Below are 25,758 nucleotides of genomic sequence, written 5' to 3' on the forward strand. Positions count from 1 at the left end.
CTGGCACATCTGTATCAGTTTTAACTTATAATCTGTTCTGGTGACTAGATATACAGATGGGAACAGTGATGAACAGTGCTAAAAAAACGGTGGTATCTTATATCAAACCTTCCCGTGAACAGATTGTTCGTTCTGTGGTGACTTCCACCGCCATCGAAACAGGTCAATCATCGGATAAAATTGAAGCCTCTCTCAAAATTCAACGCGAAAAGTTTGCTCACCTGCGCCTAGGGATTTAATCATTTTCTAGCGCTCTGCTGACCCAATACTTCATCGGTTCATAGTCCATGCCCATTCCTGCATGAATGGCTGATATGTAATGAGTTTTGTTTTGCTCCCAACTTTGGTAATCCAAAGGTTTGAATCCTCCTTGAACAGCCATTACATCAGCAAGAAGCCGCGATAAACGCCCATTACCTTCTCTGAACGGGTGAATCAGTATCAACTCTACGTGGATAACCGCAATTGCCTCTATAACTTCTTCTTTGTTCATTCCTGTGCATGGCGTATATCTAGCGAGATACTTTGTTTCGAATTCACTCAATAGCTTTGGCAACTGTGTAGAAGGCGCAAACATAAAGCCACCTTTACTGATATTCACGGTTCGCTCTTGTCCGGCCCATTTATAGATATTTGCCAGCCAGCGGCGGTGCCAACCTTTTATCATTGAAAAAGTGATTGGCCCCTGAGGGAATTGCTATTCAAAAACAGCTTGGTAAAGCTTCTCCAACAGAACCAATTCAGCGCCATCGATTTCATCAGGGGCAAAAATCCCCAGCCTATTTGCCAAGACCAGCTCAGCAGAGTCTTCAGCATACTTTCCTTCGCTGCTTGAAACGTCATATCTGCTCATTGGAGTTCCGATTTGCAATTGCGACTATCGGGGATAAGAACGGATAATGTTCATTAGGCCAGAATCAATAAAGGCGCAGCAATGCTACGCCCCTATGGCATCAGTCCACTCAAGACCGAACAGATCAAATCGCTTCTTCGTCTTGCTCGCCGGTACGGATACGGACTACTCGCGCTACGTCGAAGACAAAGATCTTACCGTCACCGATTTTGCCGGTCTGTGCGGTTTGCATGATGGTTTCTACGCAGGTATCCACGATATCGTCAGCCACGACGATTTCGATTTTTACCTTCGGCAGGAAGTCGACCATATATTCTGCACCCCGGTACAGCTCGGTATGGCCTTTCTGGCGGCCAAAGCCTTTAACTTCGGTGACGGTCATCCCGGTGATCCCAACTTCAGCCAGCGCTTCACGCACGTCATCCAGTTTGAACGGTTTGATAATAGCGTCGATTTTTTTCATCTTTATTCCTTAATTACCAATTTTTACGGCCAAAACCAGAGGTGATCGGGTAGCGGCGATCTTTACCAAAACTACGGGCGGTAATGCGCGGCCCAACGGCAGCCTGACGGCGCTTGTATTCGTTGATATCCACCAGGCGAATCACCTTACGCACGATGGCATCTTCAAAACCTTCAGCCACCAGATCGACGACGGATTTATCGCGCTCAACGTAGCCTTCCAGAATGGCATCCAGAATGTCGTACGGCGGCAGGCTGTCCTGATCGAGCTGATCCGGTGCCAGTTCGGCAGACGGTGGACGATCGATCACCCGCTGTGGGATCACGTAAGAGACGGTATTGCGATACTCAGACAGCTTGAACACCAGCGTTTTCGGCACATCTTTCAGCACGTCGAAACCACCCGCCATATCACCATACAGCGTGGCATAACCCACAGCCATCTCGCTTTTGTTACCCGTGGTTAACACGATGCTGCGGCGTTTGTTAGACAACGCCATCAGCACCACACCACGGCAGCGCGCCTGTAGGTTTTCTTCGGTGGTGTCACGCTCGGTGCCAACAAACATCGGTGACAACTGGCCCATAAAGGCATCAAACATCGGCTCAATAGAAACGATGTCAAACTCGACGCCGAGGATTTCAGCTTCTTCTTTAGCATCGGCAATGCTGATATCCGCCGTGTAGCGGAACGGCATCATCAATGCCTGAACTTTGTCTTTGCCCAAGGCATCAACGGCAATCGCCAGCGTCAGCGCCGAATCGATACCGCCGGATAGGCCCAGCACCGCGCCTTTGAAACCGTTTTTGGTCACATAGTCGCGCACTGCCAGCACCAGCGCTTCATACACCTGCGCCAACTGCGGCAGTTCCGCCGCCGGGGCGGTCATCGGCACCACTTGCAGCCCGTTGAATTCTAACTGCGTGACCTGCTCAGCAAACGCCGCCAGGCGATGGGTCATATTGCCTGCGGCATCAAACACTTTTGAGCAACCATCAAAAATCAGCTCATCTTGCCCGCCGATCTGATTGAGATACACCAATGGCAGGCCGGTGCGCTGGCAGTGGCCTGCCATCAGGGTTTTACGGATATAAGGTTTTTCACGGTTATACGGCGAGGCATTGATCGACAACAGAATTTCCGCCCCAGCCGCTTTCACCGCATCCACCGGTTCCGGGAACCACAGATCTTCACAAATCAACAGCCCCAGACGATAGCCTTTCAGATCCACCACGCAGCTTTCATCGCCCGCATGGAAGTAGCGCTTTTCGTCGAACACACCGTAATTAGGCAGTTGTTGCTTGAAGTAACGCGCCAGCAACTGCCCCGCGGAAAACAGCGACAGCGCGTTATACAGCTTATCGCCTTCACGCCATGGGTGGCCTACCAGGATCGCCACATTGGCCGATGCCTGTTGCAAGCGGTTAAGCTGGGTATCGCAGCGCTGATAGAAATCGTCACGATACAGCAGGTCTTCCGGCGGATAACCCGACAGTGCCAACTCGGTGAACATGACCAGATCGGCTCCCGCCTTCTGCTGCTCTTGCACGGTTTGCAACATGCGCTCCGTGTTGCCTTCAATATCGCCCACCAGCAAATTCAGCTGGGCCAACGCAATGGAAAGTGATCTGCTCATATCTCTATGGTCTGCCATGCCACAACAAAGAAAACGGAGTTTATACCCTTCCGGCTCGTTTGTTGAGAACCTGCACTAGGCAGGTTGATGAAAGAAAACATCATTCTTTGAAATCGTTGGCGTCCAGTTCGTGGCGCGACAACAATTTATAGAACTCAGTACGGTTACGGCCCGCCATGCGCGCGGCCTGGGTGACGTTACCCTTGGTGATCTGCAACAGCTTACGTAAATAGTGTAATTCAAACTGGTTACGTGCCTCGACAAAGGTCGGCAACGCGGTGTTTTCCCCTTCCAGGGCCTGCTCTACCAGCGCTTCGCTGATCACCGGAGCGGTGGTCAGCGCCACGCACTGCTCGATCACGTTCACCAACTGGCGCACGTTGCCCGGCCAACTGGCGGTCATCAGGCGTTTCATCGCATCGGAGGAGAAGCTGCGCACAAAAGGCTTATGGCGCAGGGCCGACTCGCGCAGCAAATGATTGGCCAGCAGCGGGATATCTTCCGCCCGCTCATTCAGCGCCGGGATCTTCAGGTTGACAACGTTCAGGCGGTAGTAGAGGTCTTCGCGAAACTCGTTTTTCGCCATCGCTTTGGGCAAATCACGGTGGGTCGCGGAAATGATACGTACGTCGATGTCCAGATCGCGGTTGCTACCCAGCGGGCGCACCTTGCGCTCCTGTAGCACGCGCAACAGCTTCACCTGTAGCGAAAGCGGCATATCACCAATCTCGTCCAGGAACAGCGTCCCGCCGGCTGCGGCCTGGAACAGGCCTTCACGACTGCTCACCGCACCGGTAAATGCGCCTTTGGCGTGCCCAAACAGCTCGGACTCCAGCAGTTGCTCGGGCAATGCGCCGCAGTTAATGGCAATAAAGGCTTTTTTCGCCCGCGGGCTGGCACCGTGAATCGCCTGCGCCAACACCTCCTTACCGGTACCGCTTTGGCCGTTGATCAGCACGCTGACGTCCGACTGCGCCACCATCTTGGCCTGCTCCAGCAGGCGCAGCATGATCGGGCTACGGGTCACAAAGTCTTCACGCCAGCTTTCATCACCGGCCGGTATCGACAACGACAGCGCATCATCGATAGCTTTATACAGTGCATCGCGATCGACCGGCTTGGTCAGGAAACTGAATACCCCTTGCTGGGTGGCAGCAACCGCATCCGGGATCGAACCGTGAGCGGTAAGAATGATCACCGGCATACCCGGCTGATACTTCTGGATTTCAGCGAACAGCGCCATGCCGTCCATTTCATCCATCCGTAAATCGCTGATGACCAAGTCGATCTTTTCACGTGCCAGCAGGCGCAGGGCCTCTTGACCGCTTGCGGCGGTAGTAACGTGAAAACCCTCGCTTGTCAGGCGCATCCCCAGCAACTTGAGCAGGCTGGGATCGTCGTCAACCAACAGAAGATTGGCCGGTTTGCGAGCTGTCATTGCGCTTAAGGTTCCTTATGAACAGGTGGCGGTGCGTCGGTTTCTTCCGGTTCTACTGGCACAGCAGTCCCTTTTTCTACCTCAGGCTCAGCCTCTTTGGCTTTAGCTTTGGCCGGCACTGGCGTTGTCGCCGCCCCCTTGCTGGCAGCATCCGCTTTTGGCTGTGCTGCACTGTTTTCCGGGATTTCACCCTGCATTTGCTTACGCGAAGAGAGTTGGCGTTCGATATCGGTCAGATTCTCCAGCTTGCGTGACGTTTCCTGCAATTGGTTCTGCAAATGAGCCTGGTTTTGGCGCAGCAAATCTATCTGGTTGTCTGAGCTTTCCTGCAGGTGCTGATAGCGAGCCCGCTCGTCAAACAGTGAGACCTGCAAGGCTTGCTGCTGGCGCCATAGCTGCAACAGTGGGCGTAATGAGTTTGGAAAATCAAGACGATAACTGTTCAGGCGCTCGATAATCTGGCGGCGTTCAGCCGAGGTCGGTTCAGCGCTACCCAGCAGAATGCTTTGTTTGAAAACGCCTTGCCAGTTGCTGCCCGGCAGGGTTTTTACCAATGCACGAGCCTGAGTGGAACCGATACGCTCGGCACAATCCATCACTCGCAGCCAGTAGAGAGGGTTTTCCAACACCTCTTTTTCATCAAGCGGCAGCAGGGTTTCACAAGGTGCAATGCGGTAATCCACGACTTTAATGTCTGGAATGGACTCTTGCTGCTGCTGGGCCAAATCAGTACTGGCGGCACGTTCAACACAACCGGTCAGCAGAAACGGGGCCAAAAGCATCGGGCCCAGAAAAGAGAGTGGGCGCTTGCCGAGCGGTGCACGTTGAGAAACACGTGGTGAACCTTCGGTCTGCGGTAAAGAGGCGCGTTTAGACCATGTGTACATTATTTATTCATTCTCGGCGGTTAATGGCAATTCAATTCGGAAACAGACATCAGCGTCAGCAACGTTGACCAGTTTCAGTTCTCCGCGCATACGGCGGATACAGTCCTGAGCAATGCTCAGCCCCAGCCCGCTTCCTTTCACCGCCCCTTTTCGCTGGTGACTACCTTGGAAAAAAGGCTCAAATATCATGGTATGTTCCGTTTCGGGGATCGGCGTACCGCTGTTAGCGACGTCAATCTGCACCCGTTGTCCAACCTGGCGGCTGCGGATCCAAATGTTACCGGATTCCTCGCCGTAGTGCACCGCATTGGAGTAGAGATTATCCAGTACGCGCATTAATAGCGTAGGTTGTGCCCAGCAGATTTCCGCATCAAGCTTCACCTCGGTGCGGATCATTTTAGCCCGAGCGGGCAAACTGTGGGCGGCGACGACCATATCAACCAGTTCTTCCAGCTCAACATTCTCATGTTCTGACGGGCCATCGGCCAGTTTGCGGTTGTAATCCAGCAATTGCTCAATCAGTTGCTGCAGGTGGCGGCTGCTTTGATCGAGGATCGCCACCACCTCTTTTTGATCGGGGGTCAACGGGCCTGCCACTTCATCCGCCAGCAGCTCGGTCCCTTCCCGCATACTGGCCAGCGGCGTTTTCAACTCATGGGAAATATGGCGCAGGAACTCATGCCGCTGCGATTCCAGCCACGCCAGGCGCTCACTCAGCCAGATAATGCGTTGCGCTAGCGATCGCAGTTCACGCGGGCCTTTGAACGAGGCGGTCATACCGATTGGCCGCCCTTCTCCCAAACGGTTAATCATACGCTCAACCGCCTTGACCGGCCCGATAATCATGCGGGTGAACAGCACCACCAGTATCACACTGACCAGAAACAGCAACAGCGCCTGCCAGCCAAAAAACTGACCGCGCTCGGCGATCGCCTGTTGCAACTGCTGACCACGGGAAAAGATCACGCTGCGCGTGGCCTGAACCATTTCCGCGTTGGAACGAGAAAACGACTCCAGCAACAGCGAAGAGTCCTTATCGGGGCCGCTGCTCTGGCATTTGATGGTGGCAAGCTGAGTGAGCAGATCGCGCAGTGTCTGGTAGTAACGCTCGTCCGGCAGGATCGGCGCATGGGAATCCAGCATCTGTGAATACTGTTTGCGCTGATTCTGGTAGAGCCGTTCCAGCGTAGGATCGACCAGCACGCAGTACTGCCGATAGCTGCGCTCCATCTCCAGCGCCATGCTGGTCATTGCTTCACTGCGCCTGGCATCCACCAGCGTGGTGCGGTTGATATCTGCCGCCTGCGCACTGAGATGATCCAGGCTCTGATAGGCCTGATAAGCCAGCACCAGCAACGGCAACAGCACCAACAGAAACGCCATCAGCACCAATTGACGCAGCGAGCGTGGGAATAAACGCCATCTTTTCAAAGAAATCATCTCATTATCTCTAGTCTGCCTTGATGCTAACTGACTCGACGGGGAGAAAAAAGCCCGATGAAGGAGAATCCGCGATCTGGCACGCAAAGAGGGCCGTTTAGCGCACGAGAAAGCCTGTTCTCACGCTGAATGCCGGAAAGCAGAATGGAAAAGAGATTGAGGTGTTTTGCCAGAAGGAGTAGGACAATATGACAACAGTGCGAATGCGCTTTTGATATTGACGCTGGGGCAAGAATGCCCCATCGCAATAAGATGTGTGGATGCCCTTACACCTCGTCCCCAGGGTGATGTAGCACAAGGCTGGCATCGAATAGGACGAATAGCATCCTTAAGTATCCGGAATTGATGAACACATCATCACAGTTGGATACAAGGCGGTGCCTCACTCAACGTGTCGTCCGATGCTTGATAAAGCCGCTTACGCGTCTGTTATCGGTTTAGTTGGACGATAGGCACCATTTCTTTGGCATCATTCGGAGGCTTATGAGGCAGAATTCCGTCTAAATACGGGGCCGTCATAAAAAGTTGAATGAGCAACTGAATGATATAATGCACTACTCGTGCCAAGTTTTAAATTAATTTATTAATTAATTGATTTTATTGGTTAATTTATTTTAAACCCATTTAAACCTACCAATCTGGGTTATACCTTATGAGTTATAACCCATCGTACCGTCGCCAAATACCGACAACTTATCCCTGTAAAATTACTCATCAATAAAATCAACACGTTAGATGTCTCTTTTTAGAGACACCCAAGATGGCGTTTGTCGCAAAAAACCGAAAACACCTGTAACTTATTAAAATATAAAGCAATAAAAAGGGCGCAATATTTTGCGCCCCAGTGAATTACGCTTCAAGCGAGCAGAATCAATCAGCCCAGTTGCTTACGCGCGTTGCGGAACATGCGCATCCAAGGGCTGTCTTCCCCCCACTCTTCCGGGTGCCAGGAGTTGCTGACCGTGCGGAATACTCGTTCCGGATGCGGCATCATAACGGTGGCGCGTCCATCGCTGCTGGTCACTGCGGTGATGCCGTTCGGTGAACCGTTCGGGTTTGCCGGGTAAGCCTCGGTCACCTGACCGGCATTATCTACAAAGCGCAGAGCCACCAGACCATGATGTTCCAGCGCCGCCAGATGTGCCGCGTCGCGCACTTCCACATGACCTTCGCCATGAGAAACCGCGATTGGCATACGTGAACCGGCCATGCCCTGCATAAACAGCGATGGACCGGCAACCACTTCTACCAGGCTGAAACGGGCTTCAAAGCGATCCGACAGGTTACGCACAAAGCGCGGCCAGTGTTCAGCCCCTGGGATCAGTTCACGCAGGTTGGACATCATCTGGCAACCGTTGCAAACACCCAATGCCAAGGTTTGTGGCCGATGGAAGAACTCGGCAAACTCATCGCGTACGCGATCGTTGAACAGAATTGATTTCGCCCAACCTTCACCGGCGCCCAGCACGTCACCGTACGAGAAACCACCGCAGGCAACCAGCGTGTGGAACTCCTGCAGATCGCGACGCCCTGCCAGCAGATCGCTCATATGCACATCAACCGCGTCGAAACCGGCCCGGTGGAACGCAGCCGCCATCTCAACGTGGGAGTTAACGCCCTGTTCACGCAACACCGCCACTTTCGGACGCGCGCCCTTGGCAATATAAGGTGCGGCAATGTCTTCACCCGGTGCGAAGGTCAGCTTAACGTTCAGACCAGGATCGCGATCGTCCTGTTTGGCCTGATGTTCCTGATCGGCACACTCCGGGTTATCACGCAGGCGCTGCATCTGCCAGGTGGTTGCGGCCCACCAGGTGCGCAGCGTATTGCGGCTTTCGCTGTACACCGGTTGGCCTGCGCAGACGATCTCAAAGCGATCGCCACTCTGCACGCTGCCGATATGATGTATGTTGTCGGTCAAGCCATGCTCGGCAAACACCTGCTGCACGGCAGCCAACTGCGCGGTAGCAACCTGAACCACCGCACCCAACTCTTCGTTGAACAGGGCGGCCAGCGCATCGTCACCCAAAGCCTGGATATCAACATTCACACCGCAGTGGCCAGCAAAGGCCATTTCTGCCAGTGTGACCAACAGGCCACCGTCGGAACGATCGTGATAAGCCAGCAACGCGCGATCCGCCACCAGTTGCTGCATCGCATTGAAGAAACCAGCCAGTTGCTCAACGTTACGCACATCGGCCGGTTTGTCGCCCAGTTGGCGATAAACCTGCGCCAACGCCGTAGCCCCCAGCGCATTGTGACCATTACCCAAGTCGATCAGCAACAGCGCGGTATCGCCTTTATCCGTACGCAGTTGCGGCGTCACGGTGTGGCGCACATCTTCAACACGGGCAAACGCGGTGATCACCAGCGAAAGCGGCGAGGTCATCTCGCGTTGTTCATTACCTTCCTGCCAGCGGGTTTTCATCGACATCGAATCTTTGCCCACCGGAATGGTAATGCCTAACGCCGGGCACAGCTCTTCACCCACGGCTTTTACCGCTGCATACAGGCCAGCATCTTCACCAGGGTGACCCGCTGCCGCCATCCAGTTGGCAGAAAGCTTCACGCGCTTCAGCGAACCGATTTCGGTCGCCGCCAGGTTGGTCAGCGCTTCCCCCACGGCCAAACGGGCAGAGGCGGCAAAGTCCAGCAAGGCCACCGGCGCACGTTCGCCGATCGACATAGCTTCACCGTAGTAACTGTCCAAACTGGCGGTGGTGACCGCGCAGTCGGCCACTGGGATCTGCCATGGGCCAACCATCTGGTCACGCGCTACCATACCGGTCACGGTACGGTCACCAATGGTGATCAGGAAGGTTTTCTCTGCCACAGCGGGCAAGTGCAGCACGCGTTTCACCGCCTCGGCTATGGTGATCTCTGCGCGCTGCAACGCTTCGCCTTGCGCCTGCTGGCGCTGAACGTCGCGCGTCATTTTTGGCGTTTTACCCAGCAACACGTCCAGTGGCATATCGATCGGCTGATTGTCGAAGTGGCGATCGTTAAGCGTCAGGTGCAGTTCTTCTGTAGCTTCACCAATCACCGCATAAGGCGCACGCTCGCGGCGGCAGATGGCATCAAACTGCGCCATCTGTTCAGGAGCCACCGCCAGCACGTAACGCTCCTGCGATTCGTTACACCACACTTCGAGCGGGCTCATGCCCGGTTCATCATTCAGGATGTCACGCAGTTCAAAACGACCACCGCGACCACCGTCGCTCACCAGCTCTGGCATCGCATTCGACAGGCCACCGGCACCCACGTCGTGAATAAACAAAATCGGGTTGTGATCGCCCAACTGCCAGCAGCGATCGATCACTTCTTGGCAACGGCGTTCCATTTCCGGGTTGTCACGCTGTACCGAAGCAAAGTCCAGATCCGCATCAGACTGACCAGATGCCATAGAAGAGGCTGCACCGCCGCCCAAACCGATATTCATCGCCGGGCCGCCTAGCACCACCAGTTTGGCACCCACGGTGATCTCGCCTTTCTGCACGTGATCGGCACGGATGTTACCCAGACCGCCCGCCAGCATGATCGGCTTGTGATAACCGCGCAGCTCAACGCCGTTATGGCTGTTGACGCGTTCTTCATAAGTGCGGAAATAACCCACCAGCGCCGGGCGGCCAAATTCGTTGTTAAACGCAGCGCCCCCTAACGGGCCGTCGGTCATGATATCCAGCGCGGTGACGATGCGATCCGGTTTGCCAAAATCCTGCTCCCACGGCTGTTCAAAACCAGGAATGCGCAGGTTGGAGACGGAGAAACCCACCAGACCGGCTTTCGGCTTCGCGCCGCGGCCGGTAGCCCCTTCATCACGGATCTCGCCACCGGAACCGGTAGCGGCCCCCGGCCACGGCGAGATCGCCGTCGGGTGGTTGTGGGTTTCTACTTTCATCAGGATATGTGCCTCTTCCTGATGATAGTCATAGAGGCCGTTTTCCGGCGCAGCAAAGAAGCGGCCTACCTGCGAACCTTCCATCACGGCGGCGTTATCTTTATAGGCTGACAGCACGTAGTCCGGCGTCTGTTCGAAGGTGTTTTTGATCATTTTGAACAGCGACTTAGGTTGCTGCTCACCGTCGATGATCCAATCGGCATTGAAAATCTTGTGGCGGCAATGTTCGGAGTTGGCCTGCGCGAACATATACAGTTCGATATCCGTTGGGTTGCGCCCCAAACCGGTAAACGCATTCAGCAGATAGTCAATCTCATCCTGTGCCAGCGCCAAGCCGAGCTTCGCGTTGGCCTGCTCCAGTGCGCTGCGACCTTGGCCCAGTATGTCGACCGTCTGATAAGGGGCGGGTTGGTGATGAGAAAACAGTTTTTCTGCCTGCTGCAACTCGCTGAAGACGGTTTCCATCATGCGATCGTGCAACAACGCAGCCAGTGTTTGCCACTGGGTTTCATCAAGCGCAGGTGCGGTGACATAAAATGCCAGGCCACGTTCAAGGCGAATCACCTGGGCCAGGCCACAGTTGTGCGCAATGTCGGTGGCTTTGGAAGACCAGGGAGAAATGGTGCCTGGACGCGGCGTGACCAGCAGCAGGCGGCCTTCCGGGGCATGTTCAGCGAGAGAGGGGCCATACTTGAGCAACCGCTGAAGCTTGGCATGTTCTTCAGCACTTAGCGGTGCGCTAACATCGGCAAAGTGGACGTATTCGGCGTAGATATCACTGACCGGGAGTTGAGCGTCCTGGCAGCGGGACAGCAGTTTGGTAATACGAAAAGCCGACAAAGCGGGCGAACCACGCAATATTTCCATAATCAAAGTTCTCTCGTCTTCGAAGCAACTGAACTTCAGTACTTCATTGGGCGCAACAGGGGAAAACGCGCGCCATTATAGAGAATCCGCGCCGCCGACGAAACCGTTTGCGTAGCTATTATTGATAAAAGCGCTTTCCGTTATCGATTTACCATAACGTGTCAATAAAGTTGCACGCTGGCGTTTAGTTACGCAAAATGCCCCCAACACTGGTGATTTAACCATGATCAATCCCGTATTCCAGCTAACTGAAAGCGTGCGTTTATTTGAGATAACTATTTGAAACGAATAAAAATAAATTACATTCTAATCGGTGTTGTCACCTTGCTTCTGGCACTCGCCCTGTGGCCCAATATTGCTTGGCGCGGTGGCCTGGGTGGTCAACTTGAAGCGATCAAATCACGGGGAGAGCTGCGGATCAGTACGTTGAATTCGCCGTTAACCTATTTCACCACCAAGCAAGGGCCGAGTGGCCTTGACTATGAGTTGGCAAAAAGCTTCGCCAACTATCTGGGCGTGAAACTGGTGGTGATCCCACACCAGAACATCAACGATCTGTTTGACGATCTGGATGATGATAACGCCGATCTGCTGGCCGCTGGCCTGATTTACAACCCGGATCGTCTCAGCCGCGCCAGCACCGGCCCGGCCTACTACTCGGTTTCCCAACAGGCGGTTTACCGGCTCGGTACTTCGCGGCCAAAAACCTTTGCCGATATGAAAGGCAAGCTGGCGGTAGCTTCAGGCTCGGCGCACGTCAGCACGCTAAAACAGCTCAAGCAGAATAAATACCCCACCCTGAGTTGGGAAGCCTCGAGCGATCTCACCTCCAAGGAACTGCTGGAGCAGGTCGCCGATGGCAAGCTTGATTACACCATTGGTGATTCCGTCACCATTGCTCTGCTACAGCGTATTCACCCACAACTGGCGGTGGCGTTTGACGTGACCGATGAAGAACCGGTGACCTGGTACCTGAAGCGCAGCAGCGATAACAGCCTGTATGCCGCGCTGCTGGATTTCTACAGCCAGAAAGTGGAAGACGGTACGCTGGCGCGGCTCGAAGAAAAATACCTTGGCCATGTGGGTAGCTTCGATTATGTCGATACCAGAACCTTCCTGTCGGCGATCGACTCAGTGTTGCCTAACTTCCGTTCATTGTTTGAAAAGCATGCCAATGAGATCGACTGGAAGTTGCTGGCAGCCATTGCCTATCAGGAATCCCACTGGAACCCGCAGGCCACCTCCCCGACCGGCGTGCGCGGGCTGATGATGCTGACACGCGCCACCGCCGATGGCTTGGGCGTCAATGATCGGCTTGATCCGGAAGAGAGTATTCAGGGTGGCGCGCTTTACTTGCAACGCCTGATGGCAAAAGTGCCGGACAGCGTACCGGAAGACGAACGCATCTGGTTCGCTCTGGCGGCCTATAACATGGGTTGGGGTCATATGCTGGATGCCCGCAAACTAACCAAAAACCAGCAGGGCAACCCCGATCGCTGGGTGGATGTCAAACAGCGCTTGCCGATGCTCAGCCAGAAACGCTATTCCCCCTTACTCACCTATGGCTATGCCCGTGGTCATGAAGCCTATAACTACGTGGAAAATATCCGCCGCTATCAGGTCAGCCTGGTGGGTTATCTACAGGAAAAAGAGAAGAAGGCGGCGCAGGCAGCCATAAAACAGGCTGAACTGGCACCAGGTTATCCGGCGGTAGAAGCCAAGCTGGCGCTGAACTACTGATTACTCTGGATCTTTCTCGCTACGCAGCGCCTGTTTCAGCGATTTTTTCTGTTCACGGCGGCAACGGAAGAAGTTGCTGAGCGTCGCGGCGCACTCTTCTGCCAACACTCCCGCAACGATCTCAACCTGATGATTCATACCCGGATGGCGCAGAATATCCACCAGCGAACCGGCGGCACCGGTTTTCTCATCCGCCGCGCCGTACACCAGGCGGCGGATGCGGCTATGGATCATCGCCCCAGCGCACATTACGCAGGGTTCCAGCGTAACGTAGAGTGTGGCGTTCAGCAGGCGATAATTCTGCAAGACCGAGCCCCCTTGGCGCAGCGCCATGATCTCCGCATGAGCGGTAGGATCGTGGCGGCCAATCGGCCGGTTCCAGCCTTCGCCAATCACCTGATTATCCAGCACCAGTAGCGCCCCTACCGGCACTTCACCCTCTTCCTGCGCACGCAGGGCCAGGCTCAACGCCTGGCGCATCCAGTATTCGTCATTGTATTCATTCATTACATCAATCCTCGTGCGCTTTTTTGCGGCGGGCATTATACACAGTAGCCCCCTTTTATCGCAGCAGCACCGCAACAAATCGGTCTGTGGCCCGTTGGGGTGTGTTCACAGAAGCTCGCCCCTGCAATAAGTCGCTGTTTTACAAAATTTTGACAACTTTATACAGCGAACAGACAACTCAGCCCATGATAAGGTGAATAATCGCTGCACTACTCCCCGAGTCCTGCATAAGAGGCACTATCGTGAAAATAAAACAGGCAGCAATCCTATTAACTCTCACTCTGTTCCCGCTGTTCGGTCTGGCAAAAACGGCATCCCCCGTGGTCAGCGTTAAGTCAGAGCTCGCCGCCCCGGTGATGCTGGTGAACAGTGAAGATAGAAACTATCTGAAGATCTCCCTGACCGGTTTCAATCTTGACAGCCAACGCCGCAGCCCGATCAACCTGGCGCTGGTGATTGACCGTTCCACCTCGATGAGCGGTGATCGGATCGAAAAAGCCAGAGAGGCGGCGATTTTAGCGGTGAATATGCTTAATCCAACGGATACGCTGTCGGTGGTGGCTTACGATAACAGCGCCGAAGTGATTATCCCCGCCACCAAGGTCAGCAACAAACCCGCGCTGATCGCCCGCATTCAGCAGCATATTCACCCACAAGGCATGACCGCGCTGTTTGCCGGGGTCAGCAAAGGCATTGGTCAGGTGGATAAACACCTGAATAACGAGCAGGTAAACCGGATTATTCTGCTCTCTGACGGCCAGGCGAACACCGGCCCAACCTCCATCAGCGAACTGGCCGAGCTGGCCCGTATCGCGGCCAAGAAAGGGATCGCCATCACCACCATCGGGCTGGGCGACGACTATAACGAAGATTTAATGACCGCCATCGCCGGTTACAGCGACGGCAACCACGCCTTTGTCGCAAACTCGGCCGATCTGGAAACCGCTTTCACCCGAGAGTTTCAGGATGTCATGTCGGTGGTGGCACAGGACGTTGTCGTCCAGATCAAGACCCGCGATCGCGTCAAGCCGGTACGCTTGCTTGGGCGTGATGGTGAAATTTCCGGCAATGTGGTTAACGTCAAACTGAATCAGCTTTATTCCAATCAGGAAAAATACGTCCTGCTGGAGGTGATCCCAGAAACGGGCACAGACAATCAGCAAAAAGAGCTGGCCGATGTCAGCGTCAGCTACCTGAATCTCAGCAGTAAGCAGCAGGATCGTGTCAACGAACGGGTCACCGTCAGCTACAGCCGTTCCGCGGCGAAGGTCAGCGATGCCGTGCAGCAGGAGGTGCTGGCCGAATCAGAGATTCAGAAAACGGCGCTGGCCAACGACGAAGCTATCCGGCTAATCGATGCGGGCCGCAAAGATGAAGCAAAGAAAGTGCTGGAATCCAATGCGACCAAACTCGGCGGCCTGTCGTTCTCCAGCCCGGTTGCGGAGAAAAAGGTGAGGGAGAGCACGGAGAAACAGCGCAAGCTGGCAGAGGACATTGACAGTAAAGAAGCCGCCACCTACCGTAAGGAACTCAAAGAGCAGAACTACAACGTCAAACAACAGCAGAAGTAAAGGTCAACTCCGCGCTGAGTCAGTAAACGGGCTCAGCGCCGCCATGGGATGGGTCATGAAGTCGTCAAAAAGTCTGTTTCTCTTTACCTTTACCACGTTGCTGATCTGCGCGGCGATCGCCTACTTTGGCTATCGTACCCTGACCCACGAAGCCTTGCTGCGCCATTACCAGAATCAGCGTCTGGCACAGAGCCATACCACCCAAGTCAGTACCTTTATTATGGACCTGCTGAATCAGAACGCGGTACGCCTCAGTTCTGTCGCCACCTATATCCCGTTGGACAGTAAAGCGCTCAATGAATTAGTCGCCCAAGAGAGCAGCATTGATGCGCTCTTTGTGCTGGAGAAAAACCGGCTGTTGTTCCCCAATACTCAGGCGGCGCTGACCGAAAAAGAAAAAACCTGGGTACAGGCTATCACGCCCATCGTGCAGGATCCGAGTCTGCTTTACAGCCACTACTTTACCAATGAGCGAACCCAACCGACCTCCGGTTGGTACCTTAGCCGTGAGTTCGGCGAGCCGCTGCTGATTTACTGGCAGCAGCGCGGCAATCAACTGATCGGATTCAAGTTTTCTTACGTTAAGCTGCTGTCCGACGTGATTAACACGCTGGCATTCGACTATACGCCGAATACGGTACGGGTACTGGATGACGGGCGTCTGATCTATCAGAGCGGCGATGCGCCGTTGGCCGACGGGCAAACGGCGCTGGACTCCCAGCGACTGCCTTATCCGCTGAGCGCCTGGCAGATAGATTATTACGCCAAAACGCTTAACGGCTATACCGCCTATCTCTGGGGCGGCCTGCTGATCCTGCTGCTGATCGCGCTCGTCGGGTTGGCCATGCTATACCTGTACCGCGAATATACCCGTCAGTTGCGGCTTGCCCAACAGCAGGTCAACTTCGTTGGCCAGGTCTCCCACGAGTTGAAAACGCCGTTGACCAATATCTCCCTGTATGCGGAGATGTTGCAGGAGTTGCAGCAGGAAGAGCACCCAGAGCATTCACCAAACCAGCGCTATCTTGAGGTGATTCTCAATGAGAGCCAACGCCTCTCACGCCTGATCCAGAATATCCTCAGCTTTACCAAAGCCCCCAAAGTACACTTACAGCCGGTAGCACTGAGCCCGTTGTTGAACAAGATTTACCACGCCTTTATCCCCGCCTTCAGCGCCAGGCAAATGGAATTGGTGCTGCTCGTCCACGCCGAAATTCATCTCACCACTGACGTGGATCGCCTGACGCAGATTATCAGCAACTTTCTCAGCAACGCTGAAAAGTATGCAGCACAGGGTAAACGGGTAGAACTTATTGCCGAACAAAGCGATAGCCATGTGCTGATCCGAGTGCGCGACTACGGCAGCGGCATCGCAGCAAAAGAGCTGAAGGCCATTTTCCAACCGTTTTATCGGGTGAAAAGCAGCATTACCGAAGGCGTTTCCGGTACCGGTATTGGCTTGACCATCTCCCGGCAACTGGCGACCAGTTTGCAAGGGGAGATCTCTGTCACCAGTGGCCCAACCGGCAGTTGCTTTACCCTGACACTCCCGCTAACCGCTGGGCCAGAGGCCATCACCGATAAGGAACAGTGCCAATGAAAATATTGATCGCCGAAGACGATGCCCACATCCGCAACGGCCTGATGGAGGTGCTGGCACATGAAGGCTACCGACCTATCGCGGCAGAAAATGGGGCGCAGGCGCTGGCACTGTATCGCCAGCAGCAACCAGACTTTATTATTCTCGACATCATGATGCCGGAGCTGGATGGATATAAAGTGTGCAAGGAGATCCGCAAGCACGACCAACAGATCCCCATCGTTTTCCTGTCGGCCAAAGATGAGGAGATTGATCGGGTGATCGGGCTGGAACTCGGCGCAGACGATTACATCAGTAAGCCCTTCGGTATTCATGAAATGCGTGCCAGGATCAAGACCATCGCCCGGCGTTGCCTGCGTCAAACGCCAGATGCAGAAGAAGATAGCAGCTTCCCGTTTGGCGATCTGACGGTCTTCCCTAATGAACTGTGTGCCATGCGCCTGGAGCAGCGTCTTGAACTGTCGCTACGCGAGGTCAATATCCTGCGTTATCTGTATCAGCATAAAAACCGGGTGGTAACTCGGGATATGCTGTTTGACGCCGTTTGGGGATACGATCATCTGCCGCAAAGCCGCACGCTCGATCAGCATATTTCCAAGCTGCGCAAGGCCATTGAACGAGATCCGCTTAATCCGGTGCTGGTTCGCACGGTGCACGGTATGGGTTATCGCTACCAGTCAAGCTAAGTCAGCATCAATCGGTGTTATTCAAGGACGCAAACATGAAACTCAGCAAGAAAAATGCCGTGGTGGTGCGCAAAGCGCTCAGCGGTTGGGTGGAAGAAGGTGCGCTCAGCGCCGAACAACAGCAGCACCTGCTGCAAAATATGCAGGTGCAACCTTTTGACTGGCGTCGGCTGGCTCGTTACGCGTTTCTTGCTGCGCTGGCTTCGCTGGTGATCGCTATCACCAGCCTGTTTACCGACAGTTGGCTGCTGGAGCAGCTCAGCGAACTGTTCCGCTTTGATGCGCCAGTGCGCATGGCGATCGCCGCCGTGCTGGCCGCTCCGGTCTATCTCTGGGCGCTACGCCGCCGCCTACGCTATCCGGACAAACGCTACAGCAATGAAGCCATTCTGTTTATTGCCATTCTGCTCACCGCCTGCGCGCTGTGGCAATTGGGCGTCTGGCAGGATAACGGCAGCGGGCGGGTATCGGTGCTGCTGATGTTGGGCGCAGTGTTGTATGGCGTTATCGGCTGGTTCAGCCGTTCCGGGCTGGTGTGGTGGTTTGCCTTGCTGTCACTCGGCAACGCCTTTGGGGCAGAAACCGGCTACCTGTCCGGCTGGGGAGCCTACTGGCTGGGTATGAGTTATCCGATTCGTTTTATTGCTTTCGGCATGGTGTTAATTGCTGTTGCACTACTGCTGAAACCCGCGTTGGCCCAACGCGGGCTGGATCGGGTTTCGCTGGCCATGGGGCTGCTGTATCTGTTTATCGCGCTGTGGATCCTGTCGATCTTCGGTAACTATGGCGATCTGGACAGTTGGTACAGCGTACACCAGATAGAACTGTTGCACTGGAGCCTGCTGTTTGGCATCGCTGCCGCCGCCGCTACTTGGCTCGGGCTGAAGCACGATGACGGCATGCTGCGCGGATTTGGTTTGACCTTCCTCGGGATTAATCTGTACACCCGGTTCTTTGAGTTCTTCTGGGACAGTATGCCGAAGGCGTTTTTCTTTGTTGTGCTGGGGTTAAGCCTGTGGGCATTAGGCCACTATGCGGAAAAAATCTGGCGGTTGGGCCACCAACCGCAGGATGTGGCCGATGACTGATTGATATCACTCATATTCAGGCTGCGTCACGAAAAACGCAGCCTGATAGACCACCAGATCTACTCCAACTGCTGCAACTCACCTTGCTTACTGACCCGCCAACGATGCTCGCAGAAAAACAGCAGCGGGTTATCCTGCTTACTGTCGCTGTAACCACTGTACAGTTTCAGTGGTGAACCGAGACGTTGTTCCAGTTGCAACACTTTCTGCCTGCCTAAGCAACGCACCGTCAGCACCCAACCACCGTAACGGCGTGCCGTGCGGCTGCCGATCAAATTCACCCGCGGCAAGAAAGTAGAATCCTGATAAACCTGCTGCACCAGTTGCTCCGGGGAACCGGTAATCAGCCATACCTGAGCCTCCTGTTGGTCAAGATACTGGCGCAGGCGCATCTGTACTACTGGAAACGCGGTCACTTTCTGACGGAAATCAGCGATAAAGCGCTGTTCCAGCGCTTTCAGCCTGGCCTCAGATCGGCCAAACGTCATCGCCCATAACAGCAAGCTCACCGGCCAGCGCGCGGCACGCCCGCCAATCAGCATGCCCAACCCCACTACGGGCGACAACGGCAGCACCAGCGCTAAATTCAGCGGCAAGTGCCGCAGCAAAAAACGCAGGAAACTGCCAAACATATCTTCCTGATGTAGCGTCCCATCCAGGTCAAAAAACACCACGCGGCGAGTTGGTGCCGCCGTCTGACTTGGTTGTTCGGTCAAATGCTGCTCCTCAAGAATACGATTAAACCGATTTAGCGCGTCAATGCCGCACGCAAATACCCCTGATGCTGCTGCAACCGCTGCTGCGCTTCGGCAGCCGTAACGTCTGCCAGAATCATCAGGATAGCGGGTTTTACCTCAAACCCGGTTTGGGCCAGCGCCTCTTCCGCCTGGCTGCGAACTGCACCGGTGGCTTCCATCACGATGCGGCAGGCACGGTCCACCAGTTTGTCATTGGTGGCTTTCACATCCACCATCAGGTTCTGATAAACCTTACCCAGTTTGACCATTGCACCGGTAGAGATCATGTTCAAAACCAGTTTCTGCGCGGTGCCCGATTTCATGCGGGTAGAGCCGGTTAAGGCTTCCGGGCCAACCACCGGCGAAATAGCCACCTGCGCGTCTTTGGCAATCGGAGAACCTGGGTTACAGGAGATCGCCACCGTCGGGCACCCCATCTTGCGAGCAAACTGCAATGCCCCAATGACATAAGGCGTGCGCCCCGAGGCGGCCAGACCAACCACCATATCACGCGCCTCCAGATTCAACGCTTTCAGGTCGGTTTCACCTAACGAAACGTCATCTTCAGCGCCTTCTACCGCTTTAAACATTGCTCCTGGCCCACCCGCAATCAAACCGATCACCAGGTCGTGTGGCACACCGAAGGTCGGCGGGCATTCAGAAGCATCCAGCACGCCTAATCGGCCGCTGGTCCCCGCCCCCAGGTAAATCAAACGCCCACCGGCCTGCAAAGCGGCAGCGGCCAAATCCACCGCCTGAGCGATCTCTGGCAATACCTTGGCAATAGCTTCCGGAACTTTACGATCTTCGTTATTAAAGCAGATCATCATCTCAAGCGAGGACATCTCATCCAGCATCATGGTAGCGGGATTGCGGGTTTCTGATACTAATGCACCTAAATTCATTTCATCACCTTGAATTTTTAATTCATAAAATTAAATCAATATTTGAATATTTTATCAACACAATGCGGGATATTTGTTATTTTAAAGGTAAAATTACAAAACTTTTCGTTAATCCTTTCACTACCACATGGCAGAATGCCTGCTGGCTCAAAGGAAAAAATCATAGATTATGGTTTTTCCGCCGACTGACGGCGTCACAACCCATTACGGAATACAACCTGATGAGTACCCTTCTTCGCATTCGCCAGATGTACCCGACACTGGCGCAAAATGACCGCAAGCTGGCAGACTTTCTGCTGCATAACGCCGAGCAGGCACGCCATCTCAGCTCACAGAAACTGGCCCAGTTGGCAGGCGTCAGCCAATCCAGCGTGGTCAAATTTGCTCAGAAAATGGGTTATAAAGGTTTCCCCGCTTTAAAGCTGGCCCTGAGTGAGGCACTGGCCCAACCGCAGGCTGAACCTACCGTTACCGTCCATAATCAGATCCTCAGCAGCGATTCGCTGAAAGCCGTGGGTGAAAAATTACTGGCTGAAAAGCAGGCAGCGTTACGCGCAACGCTGGATATCAACAGCGAGCAACGGCTGAATACTGCTTTGGATATGCTGCGTGCGGCACGGCGGGTGGTGCTGGTGGGGCTTGGTGCTTCTGGGCTGGTGGCGAAAGATCTGTCATTTAAGTTGCTGAAAATTGGCGTGATGGCCGTGGCAGAAGCAGATATGCACGTTCAGTTGGCCACCGTGCAAGCGTTGAGCAAAGAAGATCTGCTGCTGGCAATTTCGTTCAGCGGTGAACGGCGTGAAATCAATCTGACCGCAGAAGAAGCCCGGATTGCCGGTGCGCAGGTGCTGGCCTTGACCAGTTTCTCCCCCAATAGCCTACAGCAGCGCGCCGATCACTGCCTGTATACCATTGCCGAAGAACCCAATACCCGCAGTGCTGCCATCTCTTCCAGTACCGCACAGTTTGCTCTGACCGATTTGCTGTTTATGGCGCTGATCCAACACGATCTTGAACATGCCTGCGATCGGATCCGCCACAGTGAACAACTGGTGAAAAAACTCGGGAAATAGGCTGCGTTATACAACGCAGCCCGTGGATTGAGCCTAGGCTGTATTAACCCCCAGCAGCAATAATCCGTTCAATGTTGCGTTCTGCAAGCGCGGTGATAGTCAGAGATGGGTTAACAGAACCGGTCGTACCAGGAATGGCAGCGCCGTCCATTACGTACAAGCCGTTATAGCCGATGACCCGCCCTTCATTATCCAGTGCTTTATCCAGCACGGCTCCGCCCAGAGGGTGCGCCGTCCAGTTCATACCGGCAACATCCTCTTTAAAGATCGGTACGCCAGGGACAACGCCGTTAGCATCACAAATCCGGTTATTCACATAGCGGGCGGCTTCCACGATGTCGGCATTACCATTAGCCGCCCAACGCAGATTGACCTTGCCTTTCGCCTTGTCGTAAACGAAGTTCCCACGATTGGTTTCATCAAACGCCATACCCAGCGAGCCAATAATGCCCAAGTTGACCGGAACACCCGGCACGTACCAGTTTTCTAAGGTCACCGGCAGGCCAGCATTTTTGTCGTGGATGCGTGAGGCACTTGGCGAAGCCTGCTGTAGCCCTTTGATCGGCGAGAAACTGCGCGTCACAATAGTATCGCCGTTGGTCCCCCAGCCTTGGCCGATCTCTTCGTTGAGGTTCGGTAACGTGCCCTTGGCCTGAGCCTTGACCAGCAACTCTGTCGTGCCGATCGAACCCGCAGCCAACACGAGGCGATCGCAAGACAGTTCATAACGGTTCAGTTGCTTACCTTCAGGCGAACATTGAGTCACGCTGATCAGATAACGGCGGCCATCCCAAGAAATATCAGAAACCTCATGCCCAGGGTAAATCGTCGTTAACCCGGTCGCCTCTGCCTGCTTCAGGTAGTTCTGGTTTAAGTCGTACTTGGCACCGTTGCTGTTACCGTGGTTACTGGCACCGGAGATAGCGGAAGGCAGGCTACGCCCTGTCAGTTCGGCTCTAATCACATCCCAGTTGAAGATCGAGTCAATCGGTGAAGTGGTGTAACCCGCTTTTCTTGACTGTTGATCCCAGATGCGTGAATGGCCAAATGGCGAGCTGTTATAAATATCCAGTGGCATTGAATTGAGATTTAACATTTTACGCACTAGCGGAAAATATTTTTTATCCATTTCGTCGTAATTGACACCACCACCAAAGATTGCATCGAAATACTGACGTTCCGGTTGAATCATCACGCCGGTAAAAATAACCGAGCCACCACCCACTGCGGCACCCCGCCATACCGTCATGTTGGCATAATCAGTGGCATCCATCACACCGGCAAATTTATCAAAATAAGCGGTATTGCCAGCGATCATCTTGGCGCTATTGCGGTGCCAAAACGCCCTGCCGTCAGGCAATGTATCGTTGGTAAAGGTGGTACGAAATGGCCCGGTTGGCCATTTAACCCCCCTCTCCAGCACGGTCACTTTCTCGCCAGCCTGCGAGAAACGTAAAGCCGAAACCGCTCCACCAAAACCTGAGCCGATAACAATAACGGGTGTATAAGCCGGAGGGCGCTTTACCGTTTGGAAAATTTCAGGAACGTGAATTTTATATTTCAGCGTATTGATTGCCGATATTGTGGCATGTGCCGAGGTTGAATTTAAACCAGTGAGGCTTCCTGCACCTATAGCGCCACAGCCCAGAAGAAATCGTCTACGAGATACCATATTAAAACTCCATTTATTTTAGTAATTGCCTTACATGACTATTGATGCTGTCCCAGCCACAACAAAAATCAATTAGAAAAACTTGATATTAACACAGGTTTAAAGTCCAAAAAACAAACAAAATAGCGTCATTATTACGTAGAGTTATTTTTATACAGTAATTTTCTTATTAAAATATAAGGCAATAAGAAAAAATACGATTTAAACTAGCGATCACCATCGCTTTCAAATTACTAATGAATAAAGAAGATCTACAACATGTCTGACATTAACTAAAAGATAACCAGGGGAATGCAACTGATGGGAAGTTGGACGCATAGCCAAAGAGGTGCGAGCCTATCGCTTCGGCCCAAAGGAAGGGTTTTAGCACCGCAACACCGATGCTTATGTACCAGGTTCTGTGATAAAGTGCGCGGCGTTGAAATGACAAGATAGAAAGGTAAATAACTGCAATGGCCCTATTGATTACCAAACGCTGTATCAATTGCGATATGTGCGAACCGGAGTGCCCAAATCAGGCCATTTCGATGGGGGATGACATTTACCAGATCGACGCCAATCGCTGCACCGAATGCGTTGGCCACTATGATACACCAACCTGCCAGCAGGTTTGCCCGATCGACAACACCATCATTACCGATCCACAGCACGTCGAAAATCAGGAACAGCTGTGGGAAAAATTTGTGCTGCTGCACCACGCCGATCGGTTGTGAACCGAAGCGCAGTGGTGGAACATCGGGCCCAAAATGCTGAGCCCTTGCGTTAGCTGAAATCCATCACCCTTCGATAATCACGGTGGCACAGGCATAACGGCGCTCATCTGCCAGAGAAACGTGGATCGAAACAACCCCCATTTTCTGCGCCAGTTCAGCGGCACTTTCATGCAGGCGGATATTGGGCTTGCCCAGACCATCGTTAAATACTTCAAACTGATTGAAAGCCAAACCGTTGCGGATCCCGGTGCCAAAGGCTTTAGCGGCTGCTTCTTTCACCGCAAAGCGCTTGGCCAGAAATCGTATCGGTTGCTGATGTTGCTGATACGCTTCCCATTCGGCCTGGCTCAACACCCGCCGCGCCAAACGATCGCCGCTGCGTTCCACCACCGCTTCGATGCGCGCTATCTCGACGATGTCGGTACCTAAACCCAGGATCGCCATCAGCGGCGTGCTTCGCGCATCAGCAGTTTCATATCCGCCACCGCCGCCGGTAAACCACTCATCACCGCCTGGCCGATAATCGCATGGCCGATATTCAGTTCGTGCATTTCCGGCATCGCTGCAATTGGTTGGACATTGTGGTAAGTCAGGCCATGACCGGCATTCACCTTCAGCCCTTTACCTGCGGCGTAGGTTGCCGCCGAGGCAATGCGTTTCAGCTCAGCCTGCACGGCCAGTTCACCTTCGGCCTCAGCATAGGCACCGGTGTGGATCTCGATATAAGGAGCACCAACCGCAACGGCGGCGTCGATCTGGCGGTGATCGGCATCAATAAACAGTGAAACCAGGATCCCGGCTTGGGATAGCCGCTCGACCGCCACGGTCATTTTGTCCAGTTGCCCGGCCACGTCCAACCCGCCTTCGGTGGTCACTTCCTGGCGTTTTTCCGGCACCAGGCAGCAAAAATGCGGCTTCAGCTCAATGGCGATATCCAACATTTCGTCGGTGACCGCCATTTCCAGATTCATGCGCGTCTGGATCGTCTGACGCAGAATACGCACATCACGATCGGTGATATGGCGGCGATCTTCCCGCAAGTGAACGGTAATGCCGTCGGCACCGGCCTGCTCGGCAATAAAGGCCGCCTGAACCGGATCCGGATAGTGAGTTCCGCGCGCGTTACGTAACGTGGCGATATGATCGATATTAACGCCCAGCAGCAAATCAGCCATGACAATCCTCTCAATAACGATGTTCAGTAGCAGCAGTTTACACGCCTGCGGAAACCGGCAAAAGCAGAAAGAAATCAGGCTTCGTCGACGGGAGTATCGGGTTGTTTGCGCACAAACTGGCGGAACAGTTCGCGGCTCTTCAGCGGTTTGCCGCCAAGGTAGGGTTTCAGCGCCATACGGGTAAAGCGTTTGGCCGCTCGCAGGGTGGGCGCATCAGGGAATTGACGTTCGGCCAAAGCGCGCAGCTCACGGCCGGTAAAACTGTAGTGATCCACCACCAGGCTGGCGATAAAGCCTTTTTCTTCGCGATAGCGATAGGTCATGCCATCGTCCACCGGCTCACCGCTGCCAGCACAGTGCAGAAAATCCAGACCGTAACCGAGGTGGCCTAACAGAGCCAGTTCGAACTGGCGTAGAGCATGTTCCGGCGAGCTATCTTCCGCCGCGAGTGCTTGCAGACATTGCAGATAATCGAAAAACAGCACCGAATAATTGCCTTCCTGCTCCAGCACGCGCGACAGCAATTCGTTCACGTACAGGCCGCTGTAGAGCATCATGCCACTGAGGGGTAAACCGAGAGAGACTGCTTCGGCGCTACGCAGCGTTTTAACTTCGCCACGCCCGCCCCAGCGTACCAGCAGAGGGGTGAAAGGTTGCAAGCACCCTTTCAAGTTGGAACGGCGGCTGCGCGCGCCTTTTGCCAGCAAGCGCACCCGCCCATGATTTTCCGTGAACATATCCAGCATCAGGCTGGTTTCACTGTACGGCCGCCCATGCAGGACGAAGGCGCGCTCCCAGCCATCCATCAG

At 54.1% G+C, this 25,758-nt stretch carries 21 protein-coding genes and 1 pseudogene; 8 read left to right on the forward strand and 14 right to left on the reverse strand.

From position 1 onward, the window contains the following. Positions 1-68: 68 nt before the first annotated feature. The gene (locus tag ACX9GT_RS18640) at positions 69-239 is read left to right on the forward strand and encodes a hypothetical protein (RefSeq protein WP_473188158.1); all 171 of its coding nucleotides are present in this window, start codon (positions 69-71) and stop codon (positions 237-239) included. Here the strand turns inward: ACX9GT_RS18640 and ACX9GT_RS18645 are convergent. The 7 genes and pseudogenes from ACX9GT_RS18645 to purL form a co-directional block, all read right to left on the reverse strand. Then, positions 236-853 (reverse strand): annotated as a pseudogene (locus ACX9GT_RS18645) (Fic/DOC family protein). The gene ACX9GT_RS18640 and the pseudogene ACX9GT_RS18645 overlap by 4 nt on opposite strands. Before the next feature lie 124 nt (positions 854-977). After that, on the reverse strand, positions 978-1,316 hold the full coding sequence (gene glnB / locus ACX9GT_RS18650; protein WP_004847623.1) for a nitrogen regulatory protein P-II: 339 nt from the start codon (positions 1,314-1,316) through the stop codon (positions 978-980). Positions 1,317-1,329: 13 nt separating this feature from the next. Then, positions 1,330-2,952 (reverse strand): NAD+ synthase, encoded by a 1,623-nt coding sequence (locus ACX9GT_RS18655; RefSeq protein ID WP_473188159.1) that lies wholly within the window; start codon positions 2,950-2,952, stop codon positions 1,330-1,332. A gap of 100 nt (positions 2,953-3,052) precedes the next feature. Continuing rightward, positions 3,053-4,390 (reverse strand): two-component system response regulator GlrR, encoded by a 1,338-nt coding sequence (gene glrR / locus ACX9GT_RS18660; RefSeq protein WP_459401683.1) that lies wholly within the window; start codon positions 4,388-4,390, stop codon positions 3,053-3,055. Between the two features lie 5 nt (positions 4,391-4,395). Continuing rightward, positions 4,396-5,277: a two-component system QseEF-associated lipoprotein QseG gene (qseG, locus tag ACX9GT_RS18665; protein ID WP_473188160.1), complete on the reverse strand. Its 882-nt coding sequence runs from the start codon at positions 5,275-5,277 to the stop codon at positions 4,396-4,398. A gap of 3 nt (positions 5,278-5,280) precedes the next feature. Continuing rightward, positions 5,281-6,717 (reverse strand): sensor histidine kinase, encoded by a 1,437-nt coding sequence (locus ACX9GT_RS18670; protein ID WP_459401681.1) that lies wholly within the window; start codon positions 6,715-6,717, stop codon positions 5,281-5,283. A gap of 874 nt (positions 6,718-7,591) precedes the next feature. Beyond that, on the reverse strand, positions 7,592-11,485 hold the full coding sequence (purL, locus tag ACX9GT_RS18675) for a phosphoribosylformylglycinamidine synthase (RefSeq protein ID WP_473191636.1): 3,894 nt from the start codon (positions 11,483-11,485) through the stop codon (positions 7,592-7,594). A gap of 276 nt (positions 11,486-11,761) precedes the next feature. Here purL and mltF point away from each other — a divergent pair, with 276 nt between their 5' ends. After that, entirely contained in the window at positions 11,762-13,222 is a 1,461-nt protein-coding gene (gene mltF / locus ACX9GT_RS18680; RefSeq protein WP_473188161.1) for a membrane-bound lytic murein transglycosylase MltF, read from the forward strand. On the opposite strand, the gene tadA is transcribed toward mltF, so the two are convergent. After that, positions 13,223-13,729, reverse strand: a complete 507-nt coding sequence (gene tadA, locus ACX9GT_RS18685) for a tRNA adenosine(34) deaminase TadA (protein WP_473188162.1) — start codon at positions 13,727-13,729, stop codon at positions 13,223-13,225. Between the two features lie 239 nt (positions 13,730-13,968). Between tadA and ACX9GT_RS18690 the strand changes: the two genes are divergently transcribed. The 4 genes from ACX9GT_RS18690 to ACX9GT_RS18705 are packed head-to-tail and all read left to right on the forward strand — an operon-like array spanning position 13,969 to position 18,674. Continuing rightward, the gene (locus ACX9GT_RS18690) at positions 13,969-15,300 is read left to right on the forward strand and encodes a vWA domain-containing protein (protein ID WP_473191637.1); all 1,332 of its coding nucleotides are present in this window, start codon (positions 13,969-13,971) and stop codon (positions 15,298-15,300) included. 55 nt (positions 15,301-15,355) lie between these two features. Beyond that, positions 15,356-16,900, forward strand: coding sequence for a sensor histidine kinase (locus tag ACX9GT_RS18695; RefSeq protein WP_473188163.1), 1,545 nt, complete (start codon positions 15,356-15,358; stop codon positions 16,898-16,900). Further along, positions 16,897-17,586: a response regulator transcription factor gene (locus ACX9GT_RS18700; RefSeq protein WP_473188164.1), complete on the forward strand. Its 690-nt coding sequence runs from the start codon at positions 16,897-16,899 to the stop codon at positions 17,584-17,586. The genes ACX9GT_RS18695 and ACX9GT_RS18700 overlap by 4 nt, the downstream gene beginning before the upstream one ends. A 35-nt stretch (positions 17,587-17,621) precedes the next feature. Next, a complete protein-coding gene (locus ACX9GT_RS18705) occupies positions 17,622-18,674 on the forward strand; it encodes a DUF2157 domain-containing protein (RefSeq protein WP_473188165.1) in 1,053 nt (350 codons plus the stop codon). Between the two features lie 59 nt (positions 18,675-18,733). On the opposite strand, the gene yfhb is transcribed toward ACX9GT_RS18705, so the two are convergent. Both yfhb and murQ read right to left on the reverse strand, forming a co-directional pair. Beyond that, positions 18,734-19,390, reverse strand: a complete 657-nt coding sequence (gene yfhb, locus ACX9GT_RS18710; protein ID WP_473188166.1) for a phosphatidylglycerophosphatase C — start codon at positions 19,388-19,390, stop codon at positions 18,734-18,736. Positions 19,391-19,422: 32 nt separating this feature from the next. Then, positions 19,423-20,316, reverse strand: coding sequence for an N-acetylmuramic acid 6-phosphate etherase (gene murQ / locus ACX9GT_RS18715; RefSeq protein ID WP_473188167.1), 894 nt, complete (start codon positions 20,314-20,316; stop codon positions 19,423-19,425). Positions 20,317-20,537: 221 nt separating this feature from the next. On the opposite strand from murQ, the gene ACX9GT_RS18720 reads away from it, so the two are divergent. Beyond that, positions 20,538-21,389 carry a MurR/RpiR family transcriptional regulator gene (locus ACX9GT_RS18720; RefSeq protein ID WP_473188168.1) on the forward strand — a complete coding sequence of 284 codons (852 nt, stop codon included), beginning with the start codon at positions 20,538-20,540 and terminating at the stop codon, positions 21,387-21,389. A 43-nt stretch (positions 21,390-21,432) separates the two neighbouring features. Here the strand turns inward: ACX9GT_RS18720 and ACX9GT_RS18725 are convergent, their stop codons facing one another. Then, positions 21,433-23,061, reverse strand: a complete 1,629-nt coding sequence (locus ACX9GT_RS18725; protein WP_473188169.1) for a GMC oxidoreductase — start codon at positions 23,059-23,061, stop codon at positions 21,433-21,435. A gap of 452 nt (positions 23,062-23,513) precedes the next feature. Between ACX9GT_RS18725 and ACX9GT_RS18730 the strand changes: the two genes are divergently transcribed. Then, complete coding sequence (locus tag ACX9GT_RS18730; protein ID WP_473188170.1) at positions 23,514-23,774, forward strand: YfhL family 4Fe-4S dicluster ferredoxin; 261 nt, start codon at positions 23,514-23,516, stop codon at positions 23,772-23,774. A 63-nt stretch (positions 23,775-23,837) separates the two neighbouring features. Here ACX9GT_RS18730 and acpS read toward each other — a convergent pair whose 3' ends face one another. The 3 genes from acpS to recO form a co-directional block, all read right to left on the reverse strand. Further along, the gene (gene acpS / locus ACX9GT_RS18735) at positions 23,838-24,218 is read right to left on the reverse strand and encodes a holo-ACP synthase (protein WP_473188171.1); all 381 of its coding nucleotides are present in this window, start codon (positions 24,216-24,218) and stop codon (positions 23,838-23,840) included. Then, complete coding sequence (pdxJ, locus tag ACX9GT_RS18740) at positions 24,218-24,949, reverse strand: pyridoxine 5'-phosphate synthase (protein WP_473188172.1); 732 nt, start codon at positions 24,947-24,949, stop codon at positions 24,218-24,220. Before pdxJ ends, acpS begins: the two co-directional genes overlap by 1 nt. A 74-nt stretch (positions 24,950-25,023) precedes the next feature. Beyond that, a complete protein-coding gene (recO, locus tag ACX9GT_RS18745) occupies positions 25,024-25,755 on the reverse strand; it encodes a DNA repair protein RecO (RefSeq protein ID WP_473188173.1) in 732 nt (243 codons plus the stop codon). Positions 25,756-25,758: the final 3 nt, after the last annotated feature.

The sequence above is a fragment of the Serratia sp. YWN4 genome (genome assembly GCF_055790845.1).